General features: G+C 72.4%; 15 protein-coding genes. 7 read left to right on the top strand and 8 right to left on the bottom strand.

What is annotated here, in order from left to right:
- Window positions 1-122: 122 nt before the first annotated feature.
- On the bottom strand, window positions 123-728 hold the full coding sequence (locus AB0G84_RS12580; protein WP_361318985.1) for a helix-turn-helix domain-containing protein: 606 nt from the start codon (window positions 726-728) through the stop codon (window positions 123-125).
- Between the two features lie 342 nt (window positions 729-1,070).
- On the bottom strand, window positions 1,071-1,985 hold the full coding sequence (gene bla / locus AB0G84_RS12575) for a class A beta-lactamase (RefSeq protein ID WP_361318983.1): 915 nt from the start codon (window positions 1,983-1,985) through the stop codon (window positions 1,071-1,073).
- A 158-nt stretch (window positions 1,986-2,143) separates the two neighbouring features.
- Here bla and AB0G84_RS12570 point away from each other — a divergent pair, with 158 nt between their 5' ends.
- The 3 genes from AB0G84_RS12570 (at window position 2,144) to AB0G84_RS12560 (ending at window position 4,556) form a co-directional block, all read left to right on the top strand.
- On the top strand, window positions 2,144-3,049 hold the full coding sequence (locus AB0G84_RS12570; RefSeq protein ID WP_361318981.1) for a LysR family transcriptional regulator: 906 nt from the start codon (window positions 2,144-2,146) through the stop codon (window positions 3,047-3,049).
- Complete coding sequence (locus AB0G84_RS12565; protein WP_361318979.1) at window positions 3,046-3,948, top strand: serine hydrolase; 903 nt, start codon at window positions 3,046-3,048, stop codon at window positions 3,946-3,948. Before AB0G84_RS12570 ends, AB0G84_RS12565 begins: the two co-directional genes overlap by 4 nt.
- 194 nt (window positions 3,949-4,142) lie before the next feature.
- Window positions 4,143-4,556, top strand: coding sequence for an Asp23/Gls24 family envelope stress response protein (locus tag AB0G84_RS12560; RefSeq protein WP_361318977.1), 414 nt, complete (start codon window positions 4,143-4,145; stop codon window positions 4,554-4,556).
- 22 nt (window positions 4,557-4,578) lie between these two features.
- Here AB0G84_RS12560 and AB0G84_RS12555 read toward each other — a convergent pair whose 3' ends face one another.
- Together AB0G84_RS12555 and AB0G84_RS12550 are read right to left on the bottom strand one after the other, a co-directional pair.
- Complete coding sequence (locus AB0G84_RS12555; RefSeq protein ID WP_361318975.1) at window positions 4,579-5,595, bottom strand: SMP-30/gluconolactonase/LRE family protein; 1,017 nt, start codon at window positions 5,593-5,595, stop codon at window positions 4,579-4,581.
- Between the two features lie 127 nt (window positions 5,596-5,722).
- On the bottom strand, window positions 5,723-7,030 hold the full coding sequence (locus AB0G84_RS12550; protein WP_361319265.1) for an FAD-dependent oxidoreductase: 1,308 nt from the start codon (window positions 7,028-7,030) through the stop codon (window positions 5,723-5,725).
- Window positions 7,031-7,508: 478 nt separating this feature from the next.
- Here AB0G84_RS12550 and AB0G84_RS12545 point away from each other — a divergent pair, with 478 nt between their 5' ends.
- Window positions 7,509-8,159, top strand: coding sequence for a DNA polymerase ligase N-terminal domain-containing protein (locus tag AB0G84_RS12545; RefSeq protein ID WP_361318973.1), 651 nt, complete (start codon window positions 7,509-7,511; stop codon window positions 8,157-8,159).
- A 498-nt stretch (window positions 8,160-8,657) separates the two neighbouring features.
- Here AB0G84_RS12545 and AB0G84_RS12540 read toward each other — a convergent pair whose 3' ends face one another.
- Window positions 8,658-9,137: a DUF5709 domain-containing protein gene (locus tag AB0G84_RS12540; protein WP_361318971.1), complete on the bottom strand. Its 480-nt coding sequence runs from the start codon at window positions 9,135-9,137 to the stop codon at window positions 8,658-8,660.
- A 117-nt stretch (window positions 9,138-9,254) separates the two neighbouring features.
- Window positions 9,255-9,671 (bottom strand): DUF2795 domain-containing protein, encoded by a 417-nt coding sequence (locus tag AB0G84_RS12535; protein WP_361318969.1) that lies wholly within the window; start codon window positions 9,669-9,671, stop codon window positions 9,255-9,257.
- A 269-nt stretch (window positions 9,672-9,940) separates the two neighbouring features.
- Here AB0G84_RS12535 and AB0G84_RS12530 point away from each other — a divergent pair, with 269 nt between their 5' ends.
- The gene (locus AB0G84_RS12530; RefSeq protein ID WP_361318967.1) at window positions 9,941-11,086 is read left to right on the top strand and encodes a hypothetical protein; all 1,146 of its coding nucleotides are present in this window, start codon (window positions 9,941-9,943) and stop codon (window positions 11,084-11,086) included.
- Window positions 11,087-11,131: 45 nt separating this feature from the next.
- Here AB0G84_RS12530 and AB0G84_RS12525 read toward each other — a convergent pair whose 3' ends face one another.
- Both AB0G84_RS12525 and AB0G84_RS12520 read right to left on the bottom strand, forming a co-directional pair.
- A complete protein-coding gene (locus AB0G84_RS12525) occupies window positions 11,132-12,619 on the bottom strand; it encodes an MFS transporter (RefSeq protein WP_361318965.1) in 1,488 nt (495 codons plus the stop codon).
- Window positions 12,616-13,563 carry a nucleoside hydrolase gene (locus tag AB0G84_RS12520; RefSeq protein WP_361318963.1) on the bottom strand — a complete coding sequence of 316 codons (948 nt, stop codon included), beginning with the start codon at window positions 13,561-13,563 and terminating at the stop codon, window positions 12,616-12,618. The genes AB0G84_RS12525 and AB0G84_RS12520 overlap by 4 nt, the downstream gene beginning before the upstream one ends.
- 237 nt (window positions 13,564-13,800) lie before the next feature.
- On the opposite strand from AB0G84_RS12520, the gene AB0G84_RS12515 reads away from it, so the two are divergent.
- Window positions 13,801-14,820 (top strand): LacI family DNA-binding transcriptional regulator, encoded by a 1,020-nt coding sequence (locus AB0G84_RS12515; RefSeq protein ID WP_361318961.1) that lies wholly within the window; start codon window positions 13,801-13,803, stop codon window positions 14,818-14,820.
- Between the two features lie 170 nt (window positions 14,821-14,990).
- Window positions 14,991-15,509: a lytic polysaccharide monooxygenase auxiliary activity family 9 protein gene (locus AB0G84_RS12510; RefSeq protein ID WP_361318959.1), complete on the top strand. Its 519-nt coding sequence runs from the start codon at window positions 14,991-14,993 to the stop codon at window positions 15,507-15,509.
- Window positions 15,510-15,544: the final 35 nt, after the last annotated feature.

Below are 15,544 nucleotides of genomic sequence, written 5' to 3'. Positions count from 1 at the left end.
GGCCCTGGCCCCGACCCAGGCCCTGGCCCCGACCCAGGCCCTGGCCCCGACCCAGGCCCTGGCCCCGACCCAGGCCCTGGCCCCGGCCCGGCGCCCCGCCGGTCCCGGTCCGTCCGCCCGGCTCAGTCCTCCGGTGGCACGCCCAGCTCCCAGGCCAGCCCGTACCGCTGGAACAGCTCGGCCCGCAGCCGGGCACGTGGCATCGGTGCCCCCGGCAGTAGCATCGGCACCACCGAGCCCATCAGCAGGGCCCGCAGCAGCGGATAGTCCGCGTCGGGATCCGCCGACCCGTAGGCCACGACCGTCTCGCGCAGCAACTGGGCCAGCCGCTGCTGCTCGGGGCACTGGATGAACCCCTCGGCGGTCAGGATCCCCGCCATGTGCGTACGCATCAGCAGTGGCCGGTCGTGCGCCAGTCCCAGGATCGCGTCGATGGCGCGCGCCAGCAGCTCCCGCCCCGCGTCCGGCCCGGTCGGCCGGGGCTCCCGCTCCAGCGCCGCCTGCAGTGTGAGGTGCATCAACCGGTGTACGGCGGACTGCAGAAGCTGGCGCTTGCCGGGGAAGTAGTACGAGACCAGTCCCCGTGCCGTGCCCGCGCGCTCCGCGATGTCACCCAGAGTGGTGGCCTCGTAGCCGCGCTCTCCTACCAGATCAATGGTCGCCTGCAACAGCCGCTCACGGGAGCGCCGCCGCAATTCTTCATTGACCGATGCGCTCCGGGGGGACATTCTGTAGCTCCTGCGTTGACTGGCTGCGGGCCAATATACTCAGTATGACTCCGGAGCCCCGTCCGAGGGATGAATCCGGTCAAGCTGCCCGATTCGGGCGACGCGGGGGATCGCCCGAATCGGGTTGAGGTGTGGGTGAGGTTGGCCTCGTGGCCTGCGGTACAGCGGCGAATCACGAGGTCAACCCGGGCCCATGTTGGTTAGGCGGTTCCGGTCAGCTCCGGCCGTATCTGACCCCATGCCCACCGGCTTGTTGCCGACGCTACGGCGGTTCATCTGTCAGGGGGCGCCGCCGCGTCCGAGGGGTGCCGGTGGGGCGCGGTGCCCGCCTCCGGAAGGCCGCTACGACAGTCGGTCGGCGACCACCGAGGCCGCCTGGGCGATCAGCTTGTTGTCGAATGTGGCGTTCTTGTCGGTCCGGTTGGTCAGGATGGCCATGACCAGGGGAGCGCCACCGGGGCGCCACACGACGGCGATGTCATTGCGGGTGCCGTAGGTGCTGCCGGCCCCCGTCTTGTCACCCACCGTCCAGCCCTTGGGTACCCCGGCCCTGATGAGCTCGCCACCGGTGGTGTTGGTCCGCAACCACCTGGTGAGCTGGGCGCGTTCGTCCTTGCCCAGGCCGGATCCGAGGACGAAGGCGCGCAGGTCCTTGGCCAGCGCGCGCGGAGTGCTGGTGTCGCGCGTGGCGCCGGGGTCCCAGTCGTTGAGCTCCGTCTCGCGGCGTTCCATCCGGGTGGTGCCGTCTCCCATCTTCCGGAGCGTCGCGTTCAGGCCCTTGGGGCCGCCGAGTGCGTCGAAGAGCAGGTTGCCGGCGGTGTTGTCGCTGTAACGGACCGCGGCATCGCACAGCGCCCGCAGGGTCATTCCGGTGTCGACGTGCTTCTCGGTCACCGGCGAGTGCTCGACCAGGTCGTCCCGGGAGTACTTGATCACCCGGTCCATCCCGCTCATCGAGTACTTCTTCAGTACGGCGCCGGCGGCCAGTGCCTTGAACGTGGAGGCGTAGGCGAACCGTTCGCCGTCGTTGTACGCCACCTCGCGTCCGCTACCGGTGTCCACCGCATAGACGCCCAGCCGTGCGCCGAAGGTGCGCTCGAGCCGCCGGAAGTCCTGGGCGGACGGCTTGTCGGCCGTGCTCGCCCTGGAGGGGGGCGGGGAGGCCGCGGAGCTGTCCTGCCCGCACGCCGTCAGCGGGACCAGGGAGAGGGCGGCCAGTGCGGCGAGAGCGGCACGCCGGGTACGGGTGAGCTGCATGGGAGTACCTCCGAGTCGCCCCCGTACGACGACGCACGGGGATCCCAGGCGCCGGGCGCCACCAGCGCCCGGCCGTGCGGTCACCCTCGCCCACGGGCAGCTATGCGATCCAATACGCTGATGCGCCTATTCATGCACTTCTGGCATAGGGTGCGGGTGTGGACCTGGTAGGAGCGTGCCGCGCGTTCGTCAGCGTGAGCGACCGTGGGACTTTCACGGTGGGGGCGGCCGCTGCCCGGATGTCCCAGCCGGTGGCCAGTCGTCGCATCGCCGCGCTGGAAGAGTGCCTCGGTGAGCGGCTGTTCGAGCGCACCGCGAGGCGGGGGGCCGTCCTCACGTCCTTCGGGCGGGACGTGCTGCCGACGGCCCGGCGGTTGGTTCAGGCGGCCGACGCGCTGCTGCACGAGGCGGAGACGGCCAAGCGCAGACCGTGGCGGCTCGCAGTGCCGGCCATCTGCTCCCCGGCCGGTCTCGCCCGGCTCGTCGCCGAGGCGCGCGGTCACGGTGTCACACTCGACCTCCAGGTCGCCGCGCCGGCGGAACGGATGCAGCTCATCCACGCCCAGCAGGTGCGGGCCGGACTGCTCGCGGTGCCGTCGGACGAGGCGGCGTGGTCCGTACCGCTCGGCCTGGCCGGAGCCCGGGAACCCGGCGTACAGCGCGTCTATCTGGAGACGCTCCGCACCTCGCGGGCCTGCCCGGACCCCGCCCGCCGGGTCTGGATCCAGCCGGAGGACGACGTGCCGCACATCCGCGATCCGCTGACCCGGCTGCGCGACGCGGTGGGCCTGCGGCCCGCGCAGCTCGTCGTCGCGGCGGACCTGACCACCGCGGCGGCGGAGGTGCTGTGCTCCCACGACGTGCTGCTCTGTTCCCCGTCGCAGGCCGATGAACTCGCCCTGCACTGGCGCCCGTTGGGTGAGATCACACTCAGTCGGGGGTTCGCCCTCACCGCTGCCGAGGCCGGCGACCCCCAGCACATCCGGGCCCGCCTCGGCGATGCCATCGCCCGCTGCCTGGGCGCCGACGCCCGGGCCGACACCCCAGGGGGGACCACGCCATGAACACCGAGACCCTCCTGCGGGACGTGCGCCGGCAGCTCCACGACGGCGGCCTGCACGGCTGCCTGGTCGTACGGGACCTGCACACCGGGGACGAGCTGGCGATCGACCCGGACACCCAGCTGCCGGCCGCTTCCCTGGTCAAGGTGCCGCTCGCGCTGGCGACGGCGGAGCGCATCCGCCGGGGCGAGCTCGACGGGGCGACGGTGCTGGAGGTGCAGCCCGGGCGGATCACCACGGCCGGTCCCGCCGGGCTGAGCCGGTTCCGCCACCCCGCCCGGATCGCCCTCGACGACCTGCTCTACCTGAGCACCTGTGTGAGTGACGGAACCGCCGCCGACGCACTGTTCGACCTCACCCCGCCCGCCGAAGTGGCCGACATCCTGCGGGAGTTCGGGATCCGTGGCATCACCGTCCGGCACCGCATCGACGAGCTGACCGACACTCCCCAGGAACGCTTCGAGGCCGCCCAGGCGCATCTCGCGCACGCCCTCGCCATCGACGCCGGCACCAGCGGCGGCGGCCACCGGGTGCCCCAACTCGACACCAGCCGCGCCAACACCGGCAGCGCACGCGCCTACGTCGACCTGCTCCAGGCCCTCTGGACGCCGTCCGCGATCCCTCCGGACGTGGCCGCGCGGGTGCGCGACCTGATGGCGCAGAACGTGCTCCGACAGCGCCTCGCCCCGGACTTCAGTTCCGACGCCACCACGTGGTCTTCCAAGACCGGCACCCTGCTCAACCTGCGCCACGAGATCGGCGTCGTGGAGCACTCCGACGGTCAGGCGTTCCTCATCGCCGTCCTCACCGAGTCGCTCGTTCCCGCCAGTACCCAGCCCGGCGCCGAAGCGCTGATGGCCCACGCCGCCCGCACCTTGCGTGACCATCTTCGGCAGTACTAGCCAGGCGGTACCGGCCAAGCGGTGCTGCCCAGGCGGTACCGGCCCGGCGGTACTGGCCACTCACCGCTCCGGCGCCGTAGACAACCCTCTTTGCCGGAATGGCAAGGGAAGAGAGGCGGCTTCCTCGGGGGCGACCTAGCGTGAAGGAGGGGGCCGAAGGCCCTCCGCATGGTGGAGCGAAGGGGTGAAGCGCGATGACGGAGCCGGGACAGCACGGGGCGCGGAACACCGGAAGCCTCGGGCGGACCACGATCGCCGACGGCGTGGTCGCGAAGATCGCCTATCTGACGGCCGGAGGTGTTCCGGGGGTGCACGCCCTCGGCAGTGGTTTGTCGAGGTCGGTGGGAGAGCTACGCAGACGGGTGCCCGGGGGCGGCACGGCGACGACGCACGGCGTCAAGGTCGAGGTCGGTGAGAAGCAGGCGGCGGTCGATCTGGACATCGTCGTCGAGTACGGAGAGATCATCCCCGAGGTGGGCCGGGCGGTGCGCGAGGACGTGATCGCCGCGATCGAGCGGATGACCGGCCTCGAGGTCGTCGAGGTCAACATCGCGGTCAGCGACGTGAAGCTGCCCGAGGAGGAGGCGGAGGAGGAGCGGGTCCGGTAGCCGCCTCGCGCCGGGCCACCGGTCAGGGCTTGGCACCGGGCAGGGCACAGACCGCGATACCGCGCTGCGCGACGCTGCCCATCACCAGCCGCCCCTTCGTCCGGCACACGCTGGTGACCATCCGGTACGGCGACCGGGCCGCCCGCAGATCGCACGCCACCCCGCCGTCGGGGCGCACCGCCAGCACCCGCACCGTCGGATGCGGCGGTGGGAGCGGCCGGATCCGCCGCTGCGCCCGCCAGGCCGCACGGCGCACCGGGAACGGCAGGGCGTGCAGCAGCTCCAGCGCCGCCTGGCGGGGCCCGGCCAGGGCGACCCAGAACGACCCGTCCGGGCCGACGGAGATGTTGTCGGGGTGGCCGGGGAGCCGGTCGAGCAGGGTGTCCGTGTGGCCGGCCCGGGGGCCGGTGAGCCAGTGGCGGCGCAGGAGCCGGGCGCCGGTCTCGGCCACCACGAGGAAGGAACCGTCCGGCGCCGGCGCCACCCCGTTGGCGAACTGCAGCCCCGACAGCAGGACCTCGGGCTCGCCGCCCGGCCGCAGGCGCAGCAGCTGACCGGTCGCGAGGTGCTCCATGATGTCGGCCGGCCACGCGTCGAGGCCGTGGCGGCGGCTGGAGACGGTGAAGTACACCGTGCCGTCGACCGTCGCGGTCACATTGCTGCAGAAGCGCAGCGGTACGCCGTCCACCGCGTCGGCGAGGACGCGGACGGCGCCGTCGCCCGGCTCGATCCGCAGCAGCCCGCGCCGGGCGTCGCAGACGAGCAGGGCACCGTCCGGAAGCGGCTGCAGACCGAGCGGCCGCCCACCGGTGTGCGCCACCGCCTCCGCCGTGGCCTCCGCCTGCTCGTCCCCGTCGACGGTGGCAGGGGCGGGCCCGGCGTCGGGCGCGGGGAGCGTCAGCCGCCAGATCGTGCCGTCCGCTGCGCCGGTGAGGATGCTACCGTCGGCGCCCGCCACCACGTCCTCGGGGCCCTCGATCTCCGGCGCGACGACCCGTGCCGCCGGCAATGGCCGCGGTCCGCCAGGACGCTGCCTCATCTCGCTCGCCTCATCTCTGCCGCCTCATCTCTGCCGCCTCACCTTTCCCGCCTCACCTTTCCCGCCTCATCGCTGCCGGTTCCGGTCCTGGGGTCGGGTCTCTCGCGCGGGTCCGGTGCCCGCCGTTCTAGCCCTTCCCCGGCGTGCCGCGCGGCACCCTGGCCACTTCGGGTGATGCGGTGTCCAGCGGCACCGACCACGAGCGCACCAGCCCCAGCTGGACGCCCTGGCGCGGCAGCACCGCGTCCAGGAGCCAGTCCGCGGCCACCCGGACGCGGTTCCCGGGCATCGCCAGGAGGTGGTAGCCGCGGGTGACGGCGCAGGCGAGCGGGCCGGACAGCGGGAGGTGCAGTGGGTTGGCGGCCGCCTGGATCCCGCCGAGATCGACCATGAAGCCCAGGTCGTGGTGTGCGTAGGCGCGCGGGGAGCCCTGGCCGCAGGACGCCCCCACATTGTGCGCCGCCACCTTGCCCTGCCGCTGGGCGTGCTGCGCGGTCATCGGCGTCACCTCGCCGGGCCGGGTCAGGTCCGGTACGGCCGCGGCATCACCGCAGGCGAACACCTCGGGCCGGCCCGGCACCCCCAGGTAGGCGTCGACGCACAGCCGTCCCTGGTCGGTGGGCAGCCCCAGCCCGTTCACCAGCGGGTCCGGCCGTACGCCCACGCACCAGATCAGCGATCGGCCGGCGATGAACTCACCGTCGTCCAGCAGCACGCCTTCCGAGGTCGCCTCCTTGACCGCGGTGCGGGTCCGGACGTCGACCCCACGGGCCCGCAGCACCCGTTCCGCGGCGCGTGACAACCGCTCATCGAGCCCGGGCAGCAGCCGGTCGGCGACGTCCAGCAGCAGCCAGCGGGGGGCCGGGCCGTCCCGCAGCCCGGTGTTCTGCCGGGCCAGGGCCGCGGTGAAGAGCACTCCCTGGGCGGTGACCTCGGTGCCGGTGTAGCCGGCGCCGACGACCACGAAGGTGGTCCGGGCGGACCGCTCGGCCGGGTCGTCGGTGGCACCGGCCAGCTCGATCTGGCGGACCATGTGATCGCGCAGGTACAGCGCTTCGGGCATCCCGCGGAAGCCGTGCGCGTGCTCGGCGACGCCCGGGACGGGCAGCAGCTTGTTGACGCTGCCGACGGTCAACACCAGCCGGTCGTACGTCAGCGAGCCCTCGCGGTCCTCGGGGTCGGTGTAAGCCACGCGGCGGGCGTCGAAATCGACGTCATGGGCGTGGCCGAGGACCAGCCGGACCCCTGGCAGCGTCCCCGTGAGGGAGACGGAGATCCGGCGGGGTTCGAGGATGCCGGCGGCCACCTCCGGTAGCAGCGGTACGTAGAGGAAGTAGTCGTGCGGGTTGACCAGCACGATCTCGGCAGCCCCGCTGGCCTGCCGGGCGAGCGCGCGGGCACAGGTGTAACCGGCGAAGCCAGCGCCGACGATCACGATCCGGGGGCGACGTCGTCGTTTCACGGGAGACTCCTGCGGTCGAGGATGTGTCCTGATTCCTGTGGTGGTGCGGAGGTGCGGTGGTGCGGTGCTGCCGCGGCGCGGTGGTCGGAGGGCGGGGCAACTCCGGCCGGGGGAGCGGGACTTCCCGCCCCATGGGACGTCGCGGTAGGTACGCGGGTCCGCGGGGGCGCACCGGTGTGCCGGCGGTCCGCCGGTGAGCGCCGGTACGGAGGCCGGCCGCGCGCGGTGGTCCGCGTGGATCCATGGCTCCTCCGGCGCATCGACGGGGCGGTCCCCTCCAACCTCGCCCCTGCCGCCCCCGCGTGCCCCTTGGCGGCCCTGATACTCACCCGACCGGGCACACCCGCCGGCCGTCGGGCGCCGGGCGCCGGGCCGGGCATCCGCACATGCGGGGAGGGCCGTCGCGCGCCACAGTGAGAGGTGCGGCCCCGTGAGGAAGGCAGGCGGTGACGTGAGCGGAGACGGCGGACTGACGACCTACCGCGGCAAACGGCACTTCGACCGGACCCGCGAACCGCGGGGCGATCCGCAGCCCGCCGGCGGCACGCCGTGCTTCGTCGTACAGATCCACGACGCCAGAACCCTGCACTTCGACTTCCGGCTGGAGGTCGACGGCGTGCTGAAATCCTGGTCCGTTCCCAGGGGTCCGTCCGCCGATCCGCACGACAAGCGACTGGCGATGCCCACCGAGGACCACCCGCTGGAGTACCGCGACTTCGAGGGCGTGATCCCGGACGGCGAGTACGGCGCGGGCACGGTGATCGTCTGGGACGAGGGCAGCTACCGTCCGCTGACCCGCCGGAAGAAGGGCCGGACGCGCTCCTTCGGCGAGTCCCTGGCGGACGGCCACGCATCCTTCTGGCTCGACGGCAGCAAGCTGCACGGCGGCTATGCCCTCACCCGCTTCCGCACCGGCGCCGAGGGCTCCGGCGAACGGGAGTCCTGGCTGTTGGTGAAGGAGAACGACGAGTACGCCGAGTACGCCGAGCACGCCGAGCGGCGCGGCACCCCCGACGCCCGGCGCGCCCGGTCCGTACGGAGCGGCCGCACCCTCAGGCGGGTCGCCACCGAGGCGTCCGAGGGGCGGCACGAAGCGGACTGAGGGGGTGGGGGAGAGCGGGTGAGCGGGCGGACGGACGCTGTTCCGCCCGAAGGCGCGGGTCTGGCTTCCCGTGCCGGGTTCCGCGTGTTTGGTTCCCCGGGCCGCGTTTCCCGCGCCGCGTTTTCCGTGTCCGGTTTGACCACGCTCGAAGTGCCGTTCCTCGCTTTCCACACAAAGAGATTCGCGTACGGAGACTCGCGTACGGAGACTCGCGTACGGAGATTCACCACGGAGATTCACGACGGATCTCAGGTACGGAGACTCACTACGGAGCTCACCTACGGAGGCTCACGTACGGAGACCCACAGGGAAGCAACTCACGGGTGGAGCTGCGGAGACGCACCGAGTGATGCGGTATATCCACTGATTCCTCGTGACCGGTGAATTCCGGTACGGGCGATTCCCCTACCGGACATTCTGAAAACGGCGACTCCCGCGATTCCGTCGGCCGGGAAGGCACCCCCGGAGCCTCCGCCCTCAGCCCCCTGCGCCCCACCCTCAGCCCTCCAACTCCCCGTCCCCCGCGCTGTCGTGGGTGATGTGCACCGCCGCCTCCTCCGCCGAGGCGGCGCCGCCGTCGATGCCGACGTCGCGGGCGGAGACGTCGTTGCTGCCGCCGCGCCAGAAGCCCTCGTCGGAGCCCACCAGTCGGCCGGCCCGCTCGTCCCCGCACTGCAGGTCCAACGGTTCGCCGACCCCGTCCGCCAGGTCGCCGATGTCGTCGCCGTCCGGCACCCGGATCTCCGGTACCTCCACGGAGAGCCGGTGGTCGAGCGTCTCCCGGTCGTGCAGCTCCTGCGCGGTGGTGCCGTCGTGATTCACCACGAACGGCCGCTCCGGGGGCGAGTAGCCCGTGTCCAGCATCTCGTCGAGGCCGGGTTCGTCGAGGGCGTCCTCCATGTCCAGGTCATTGGGGTTGTCCTGGGGATCGGACCTGGGCGGCTGATAGACCTCGTCGCCCATCGCGTCGTCGGACATAACCACCCGCCCTCTTCCCGTCCGCTCGCCCCGCCGCGGGCTGCGGCGGGTGCCGGTACCTCCAATTGTCCGCCTCCTGCCGCCGCCCGGCAGCGCGGACGGGCAGGGCCGCCGACCTCAGGCACGCCGGTGCTCAGTGTGCAGCCCGACCGCCTGGGCGATGCTCTGGACGTTGCCGAACCGCTCATGGGCGGGCAGCCGCTCGGCCATGCCTACCAGCCGGTCCGGTGCGTTGTTGCGCCGCAGGATCTCGATGACCGTTCCCTTGTCCGCCGGGTAGAGGCTCCGGCCGAGGTACTGGGCGAGCTCGGAACGGAGCCCGACGTCCTGTTCGGTCATCCCGCTCGGCGTACCGCCCCGGAACGTGCTCTCGGGGGACCAGGCGGCCACCGGCTGGTCCTCGCCGGACGGCTGGAGTTCGTGCTCCTCATCCGTGCGCAGCGAGCGCTCCGCGGTCAGCTCCCCGCGCAGCTGCCGCTTCATCACGTCGTCCCGGGCGGGGCCGGTCTTGTCCGTTCCGTGTTCCATCACCATGGCTGCCTCCGGCTCTCCGTGTCGTACAGACCCGACGCGTCTCTCCCAGTTTCGCCGGTCCTTCCGCCCTAACAACCCGGAGGCGCCCGCATCAAGCCCGTGCACGGAAATTGCCGGGGTGAATACGTACCGTGATCGGCAGAAGAGTGGAGGCATATGCCCGTCATGCATACGCCCTTGTGGAACGGGAATTCGTATGAGAGCCACCCACATCCCGATGGCAGCCAATCGCACAGCGGGGGAACACGAGGAATCGAGGAGGCAGCGCCATGCAACTCTCGCTCCTTCGGCCGGTCATCGATCGGCCGGGCCCCTGGGCGACCGTCTATGCCGATATTTCGCACGGTACCGAGGACACGGACACCCAGCAGGAATTGACGGCGAGCGCCATCAGCGCTCAGCTGTTCGCGCAGGGTGCTGACGAGGCCACCTGCGGAGCCGTGCACGAGGCCCTGGTCGCGCGGCGCGCGGGCGAGCCGATGGTGCACTCCGGGCATGTGCTGTTCGCCGCGCACGGCGTCGTGGTGCTGGACGCGGTACTGCCCGGCCCCCCGGCCACCCCCTTCGCGGCCTGGGGCCCCGTTCCCCGGGTCACCCCGTTGTTGGCTGCCCTGGGCGACGACCCGGTCTGTCTCGTGGTCCGCCTGGACCGCGAGGGGGCCGACCTGTCCGTCATCGGAGAACGGGGCACCGAGGGCGCCGGTCGGGACGGTGGCGCCGAGCGGCCGCTCGGCCGCACCGGTCCCGCCCTCTGGTCCGAGCGGCACGTCCGGATGCCGGCCGAGCACAGCTGGGAGCACAACGCCGGCGAGATCGCCGACGAGGTGCGCGACGCGTACGAGACCTGCGGCGCCGAGGCCGTCCTGCTGATCGGCGACGCCCGCGACCGGCAGCTGGTGCACGAGAAGCTGCCCGGACCGCTGCGCGCCGTCACGTATGAGAGCACGCACGGCGGGCGCGCACCCGGCGCCGAGCGCGATCTGGTCGAGCGGGACATCGCGCAGGTGCGGGCGGTGCAGGAGCGCGACCACGTACGGGAGGTGGCGGACCGCTTCCGTACTGGCGACGGGACGGGCGGCACCGGCACCGGCTCCGCAGCCGCTGCGGCCGGTATCCCGGCCCTGGTCGAGGCGGCCAGGGCGCACCGTATCGACACCCTGCTGGTCAGCCCGCGGGGCACCGACGCCGCGCGGCAGGTCTGGGTGGGCGAGGGCGTCGACCAACTGGCGGTGCGCGGGGCGGACTTGACCGTCCTCGGTGAGGAGCATCCGGCCACTGCCCGGGCCGATGATGCCTTGGTGCGGTCGGCCGCCGCCAGCGGCGCCCGGATCGTGGTCGTCCGCGACCCCGAGCAGGCGCCGGCCGGCGGGCTGGGCGCCATCCTGCGCCTGTCGGAGGAGGCACCGCCGGGGTGAGGGCCGCCGCGACGGCGGCCCTCACCCCGGCGGTGTCCCGGTGCCTCAGTCCTGCGCTTCGGCCGCCACCGGCTTCGGGATCAGGAAGGACGCGGCGATGGCCGCGGCCAGGATGGCCACACCCGCGATCATGCCGGCGGTGTAGCCGCCCGCGGACGCCGGGTCGTCCGGTGCCGCGGCGGTCTTCACCGCGTACAGGACGGCGAAGCTCAGCCCGGCACCGAGGTTGAAGGCGCCCGCGTTCAGGCCGGGCAGGAAGCCCGGGTTCTCGCTGGGGGAGAGCACGATGCCGAGTCCGTTGAGCACGATGTTGGCCACGCCCGCGTAGGCGATGCCGACCAGGACGGAGGTCACCAGCAGCAGGACCTGAGAGTGGCTGTGCAGGGTGAGCAGCATCAGCACGACCGTCGCCACCGAGCCGGTCAGGCCCAGCCGCAGCACCCGCCGGTAGCCGAAGGTGGCGGCCAGCCGGCCGGCCAGCGGCCCCATGGCCAGTCCGGCCAGTGCGTACGGGGACAGCGTCCACCACGCGGACTGCTCGGCGCTCATCCCCAGGCCGGCCTGGGCGTCCTGGGCGAACGCCGGGATCAGCCCGTTCATCACGGCGAATACGCCGGTCATGGTGAGCACGGTGGTCAGCAGGGTCGCCCAGGTGGCGCGCTGCTTGAGGTGGTGGGTGGCGACGAGCGGGTGGCCGCTGCGGTTCTCGGTGCGCCAGAACAGGGCGAACGCGGCGGCGGACACCACCACCAGGACGCCGATCAGCGGCCAGTCGGCGGCGGCGAGCTTGCCCGCCTCGTTCAGCGCGGTCAGCAGCGAGCCGACCGACACCACCAGCAGCGCGACGCCGGGCCAGTCCATCCGGCGGGCGCCGGCCTGCTCCGACGAGGCGCCCTCGGGCACCGGTGCTCGGGACTCGGGGGTGAGGGTGGCGACCAGGACGGTGGCCAGCGCCGCGACGACGGCCATGGCCCAGAAGACCGCGCCGAAGCCGTGGCTGTCGGCGAGGTAGCCGCCGGCGAGCGAGTCGACGCCGGCGATCCCGCCGTTCACCGCGGTGATCACGCCGAGCAGGGTGCCGTACCGCTTGGGCTCCGGCACCTCGACCCGCAGCATGATCAGGCACAGTGGGACGACCGGGCCGGAGACGCCCTGGATGACCCGGCCGGCGAACAGCATCGGCACGCTGGTCGCCAGCGCGGCGAGCACACAGCCGACGACCATCAGGCCGAGCATCCCCGCCAGCACCCGCCGGCGGCCGATGACATCACCCAGCCTCGGCAGGAACAGGGAGAACAGCGCCGCCGAGGTGAAGAACGCGGTCTGGGTGAGGCCGACCTCGGCGGAGCTGGCGCCGAGGCTGTCCTCGATGTTCTTCAGCGCGGGGCTGAGCATGCTGGCGTTGAGCTGGAAGGCGAAGCACGCCGCGAGCAGCGCGGTGACCAGGACGCCGGTCCGGACGCCGGAGGGGCCGGCCGGGGCCTCGACGGGACGTCCGGCGGTGGAGGTGCGCACGGGGGTGGACACGTTCATGCCTTGACGTCCCCGATCCGCTGGAGCGCGTCCACCACGAGGTTCCAGAACCGCTCGTGGTCGAGGGTCACCGCGACCTGGGTGGTGCAGTCCTCGGGGGCGGGCGCTCGGAAGTCCGTGACGGTCATCCCGACCGTCAGGGCACCGCGCAGCTCGACGTCGACCGGTGCCTTGCGCACGGTCATCACGTTCGGGTCGATGACGTAGGCGACCGCGCACGGGTCGTGCACCGGCGGGTGGTCGAAGCCCTGGTTCTCGCGGTAGGCCTCGCGGAAGAAGTCCAGCAGCTCCAGTACGAAGCGCGCGGGCCCGGTCCCGACCGCGGCGATCTTCTCCTCGACCGCGGGGGTGGCCAGCGCCTGGTGGGTGAGGTCCAGGCCGACCATGGTGACCGGCCACTTCTCGTTGAAGACGATATGCGCGGCCTCGGGGTCGATGATGATGTTGAACTCGGCGACCGCGCTCCAGTTGCCCTCGTGGTAGCCGCCGCCCATCAGCACGACCTCGCGGACCCGCTCGACGATCCGCGGCTCCTTGCGCGCGGCCAGCGCGATATTGGTCAGGCCGGCCGTCGGCACGATGGTGATCTCGCCGGGCTCGTGCGCCATCACGGTGTCGATGATCAGGTCGACGGCGTGCCGGCGGTCCAACTCGATGGCCGGTTCGGGCAGGTCCGGGCCGTCCAGACCGGTCTCGCCGTGGATGTCCGGCGCCGTCTCGATGTCCCGCACGAGGGGGCGCGGGCAGCCGGCCGCGAAGGGCACACCGGTGATCCCGGCGATGCGCGCCACGGACAGGGCGTTGCGGGTCACCTTCTCCACCGTCGCGTTCCCGACCACGGTCGTCACGGCGACCAGTTCGACGTCCGGGTTGCCGTGCGCCAGGAGCATGGCGATCGCATCGTCGTGCCCCGGGTCGCAGTCGAGGATGATCTTTCTGGCCAACGGGAGAGCCCCTTTGCTCTGCGGAACGGTGGTGCGGGGGGTGGGGTGAAGTCTCTGGGAGCAGGAGGCTGCTGCCGCTGGAAAACGTTCTCCGGGAATTTGCCGTACGGAGCCGCCGAATGTCAACGGAATGTGACCCATACGACCGTTTGGTGCGCGGCCCCGATACCGTGCGTGAGCGGTGATAACGTTTGCCGCCATCATCCGGCACGTCTCTCCTCAAAGGGGCACCGCACCGTGGCCGAAGTCACCCTGAAGGACGTCGCGCTGGCGTCCGGCTGCTCCATCGCCACGGTCTCCCGTGTGCTGGCCGGTACCCGTCCGGTGGGCGCCGAGACCGCCCGCACCGTGCGCGCGGCCGCCGAGCGCCTGGGCTACCGGCCCAACCACATCGCCCGCGCCCTGCGCAGCCGCTCCACCGGCACCGTCGGGCTGGTCCTGCCGCAGATCACCAACCCCTTCTTCCCGTCCCTGGTACGCGAACTGGAGCATGCGCTGCACGCCGAGGGCCGGGCGGTGCTGCTCGCCGACTGCGACGACGACCCGGTCACCGAGGCCGCCCGGATCGATGCCCTGCTGGCCCGTCAGGTCGATGCGCTGCTGCTCATACCGGTCGACGAGCGGCACAGCCGCCCGGCGGTGGCGAGCGCCGCCGAGCGGGTCCCGCTGGTGCTGCTCGACCGGGGCTGCGGCCCGGGCGTCGCCGACTCCGTCGCCGTCGACAACGCCGCCGGTATGGCACTGGTCCTGGCACACCTGGCCGCCACCGGGCGCCGCCGCCCCTGCTTCATCGGGGCGGCGGGCACCGCCTCCGCGGCCGTCGAGCGGCGCGCGGCGTACGAGGCGGGGGCCGCGGCCCTCGATCCCGCCGCGCCTGGGCGCCAGGAGCTGGGTGACTTCTCGGTGGAGTGGGGGCGGGCTGCCGTCGACCGCCTCTGGCCCTCCCGCCCGGATGCCGTGGTCTGTGCCAACGACCTGATCGCGGCGGGCGCCCTGCAGCGGCTGCGGCAGCTCGGCGCGGACGTCGCCGGAGAGGTCGCGGTCACCGGCTTCGACGACATCCCGCTCGCCGGCCTCGCCGACCCGGCGTTGACCACCGTCCGCCAGCCGCTCGCCGAACTCGCCGCCGAGGCCGCCCACTTGCTGGCCCGCCGCCCGCTCGCCGGCTCCCCGGGCTCCCGACGGGCGGTCCGCCTCGCGCCCGAACTCGTCGTACGGGCGTCCAGCGCGCCCCTCGCGGACCCGTCGGTGCGCTGACCGCCCGATCCTCATCGCCCGCCCGATCGGCCGTCAGATGTGGTTCGCCGGCAGGGCGGTGGCGAAGGGTGGGGAGTGCCGCAGGTCTTGACCGTGCACGGTCGGAGAGTAAAGTCTAGACCAATCGCCCCCACCCTCACGTCGCCCACCCCCCTCGCGAAAGGGTTGACATGAACAGGAAAAGAAGGCTGGCCCTTGCCCTCGGTGCGGGTATCGCCCCGCTCCTCGTCATCACCGTGCCGGCGGGTCCCGCCGGTGCCCACGGCTACGTCTCCGCGCCGCCCAGCCGGCAGGCGCAGTGCGCGGCCGGCACCGTCGCCTGCGGGCCGATCAAGTGGGAGCCGCAGAGCGTCGAGGGCCCCAAGGGGCTGACCAGTTGCAGCGGCGGCAACAGCCAGTTCGCCGATCTCGACGACGACTCCAAGGGGTGGCGGGTCACCCCGGTCGGCAGCTCCCAGGCCTTCACCTGGCATCTGACGGCACGTCATGCCACCAGTACCTGGCAGTACTTCGCCGGCGGGAAGAAGGTCGCGCAGTTCGACGGAGGCGGTGCCCAGCCCCCGGAGACCGTGACGCACACGGTCAACTTCGGTGGCCTCACCGGCAAGCAGAAAATCCTCGCGGTCTGGAACGTCGCCGACACCGCGAACGCCTTCTACGCGTGCATCGACGTCACGATCGGCAGCTAAAAAGGGCGGTCCCGCAACTGGTCTTCGGCATGAGG

This window comes from Streptomyces sp. NPDC020742 (assembly GCF_040641675.1).
Taxonomy (GTDB): domain Bacteria; phylum Actinomycetota; class Actinomycetes; order Streptomycetales; family Streptomycetaceae; genus Streptomyces.
Note: the sequence above shows the minus strand (reverse complement) of the source record. Positions and strands in the feature narration are given on the sequence as shown.

What these genes read in the sequence shown, in the direction of transcription:
- AB0G84_RS12580 (WP_361318985.1), bottom strand. Translation starts at nt 728, where the DNA reads ATGTCCCCCCGGAGCGCATCGGTCAATGAAGAATTGCGGCGGCGCTCC.
- bla (WP_361318983.1), bottom strand. Translation starts at nt 1,985, where the DNA reads ATGCAGCTCACCCGTACCCGGCGTGCCGCTCTCGCCGCACTGGCCGCC.
- AB0G84_RS12565 (WP_361318979.1), top strand. Translation starts at nt 3,046, where the DNA reads ATGAACACCGAGACCCTCCTGCGGGACGTGCGCCGGCAGCTCCACGAC.
- AB0G84_RS12560 (WP_361318977.1), top strand. Translation starts at nt 4,143, where the DNA reads ATGACGGAGCCGGGACAGCACGGGGCGCGGAACACCGGAAGCCTCGGG.
- AB0G84_RS12555 (WP_361318975.1), bottom strand. Translation starts at nt 5,595, where the DNA reads ATGAGGCAGCGTCCTGGCGGACCGCGGCCATTGCCGGCGGCACGGGTC.
- AB0G84_RS12540 (WP_361318971.1), bottom strand. Translation starts at nt 9,137, where the DNA reads ATGTCCGACGACGCGATGGGCGACGAGGTCTATCAGCCGCCCAGGTCC.
- AB0G84_RS12535 (WP_361318969.1), bottom strand. Translation starts at nt 9,671, where the DNA reads ATGGTGATGGAACACGGAACGGACAAGACCGGCCCCGCCCGGGACGAC.
- AB0G84_RS12530 (WP_361318967.1), top strand. Translation starts at nt 9,941, where the DNA reads ATGCAACTCTCGCTCCTTCGGCCGGTCATCGATCGGCCGGGCCCCTGG.
- AB0G84_RS12525 (WP_361318965.1), bottom strand. Translation starts at nt 12,619, where the DNA reads ATGAACGTGTCCACCCCCGTGCGCACCTCCACCGCCGGACGTCCCGTC.
- AB0G84_RS12510 (WP_361318959.1), top strand. Translation starts at nt 14,991, where the DNA reads ATGAACAGGAAAAGAAGGCTGGCCCTTGCCCTCGGTGCGGGTATCGCC.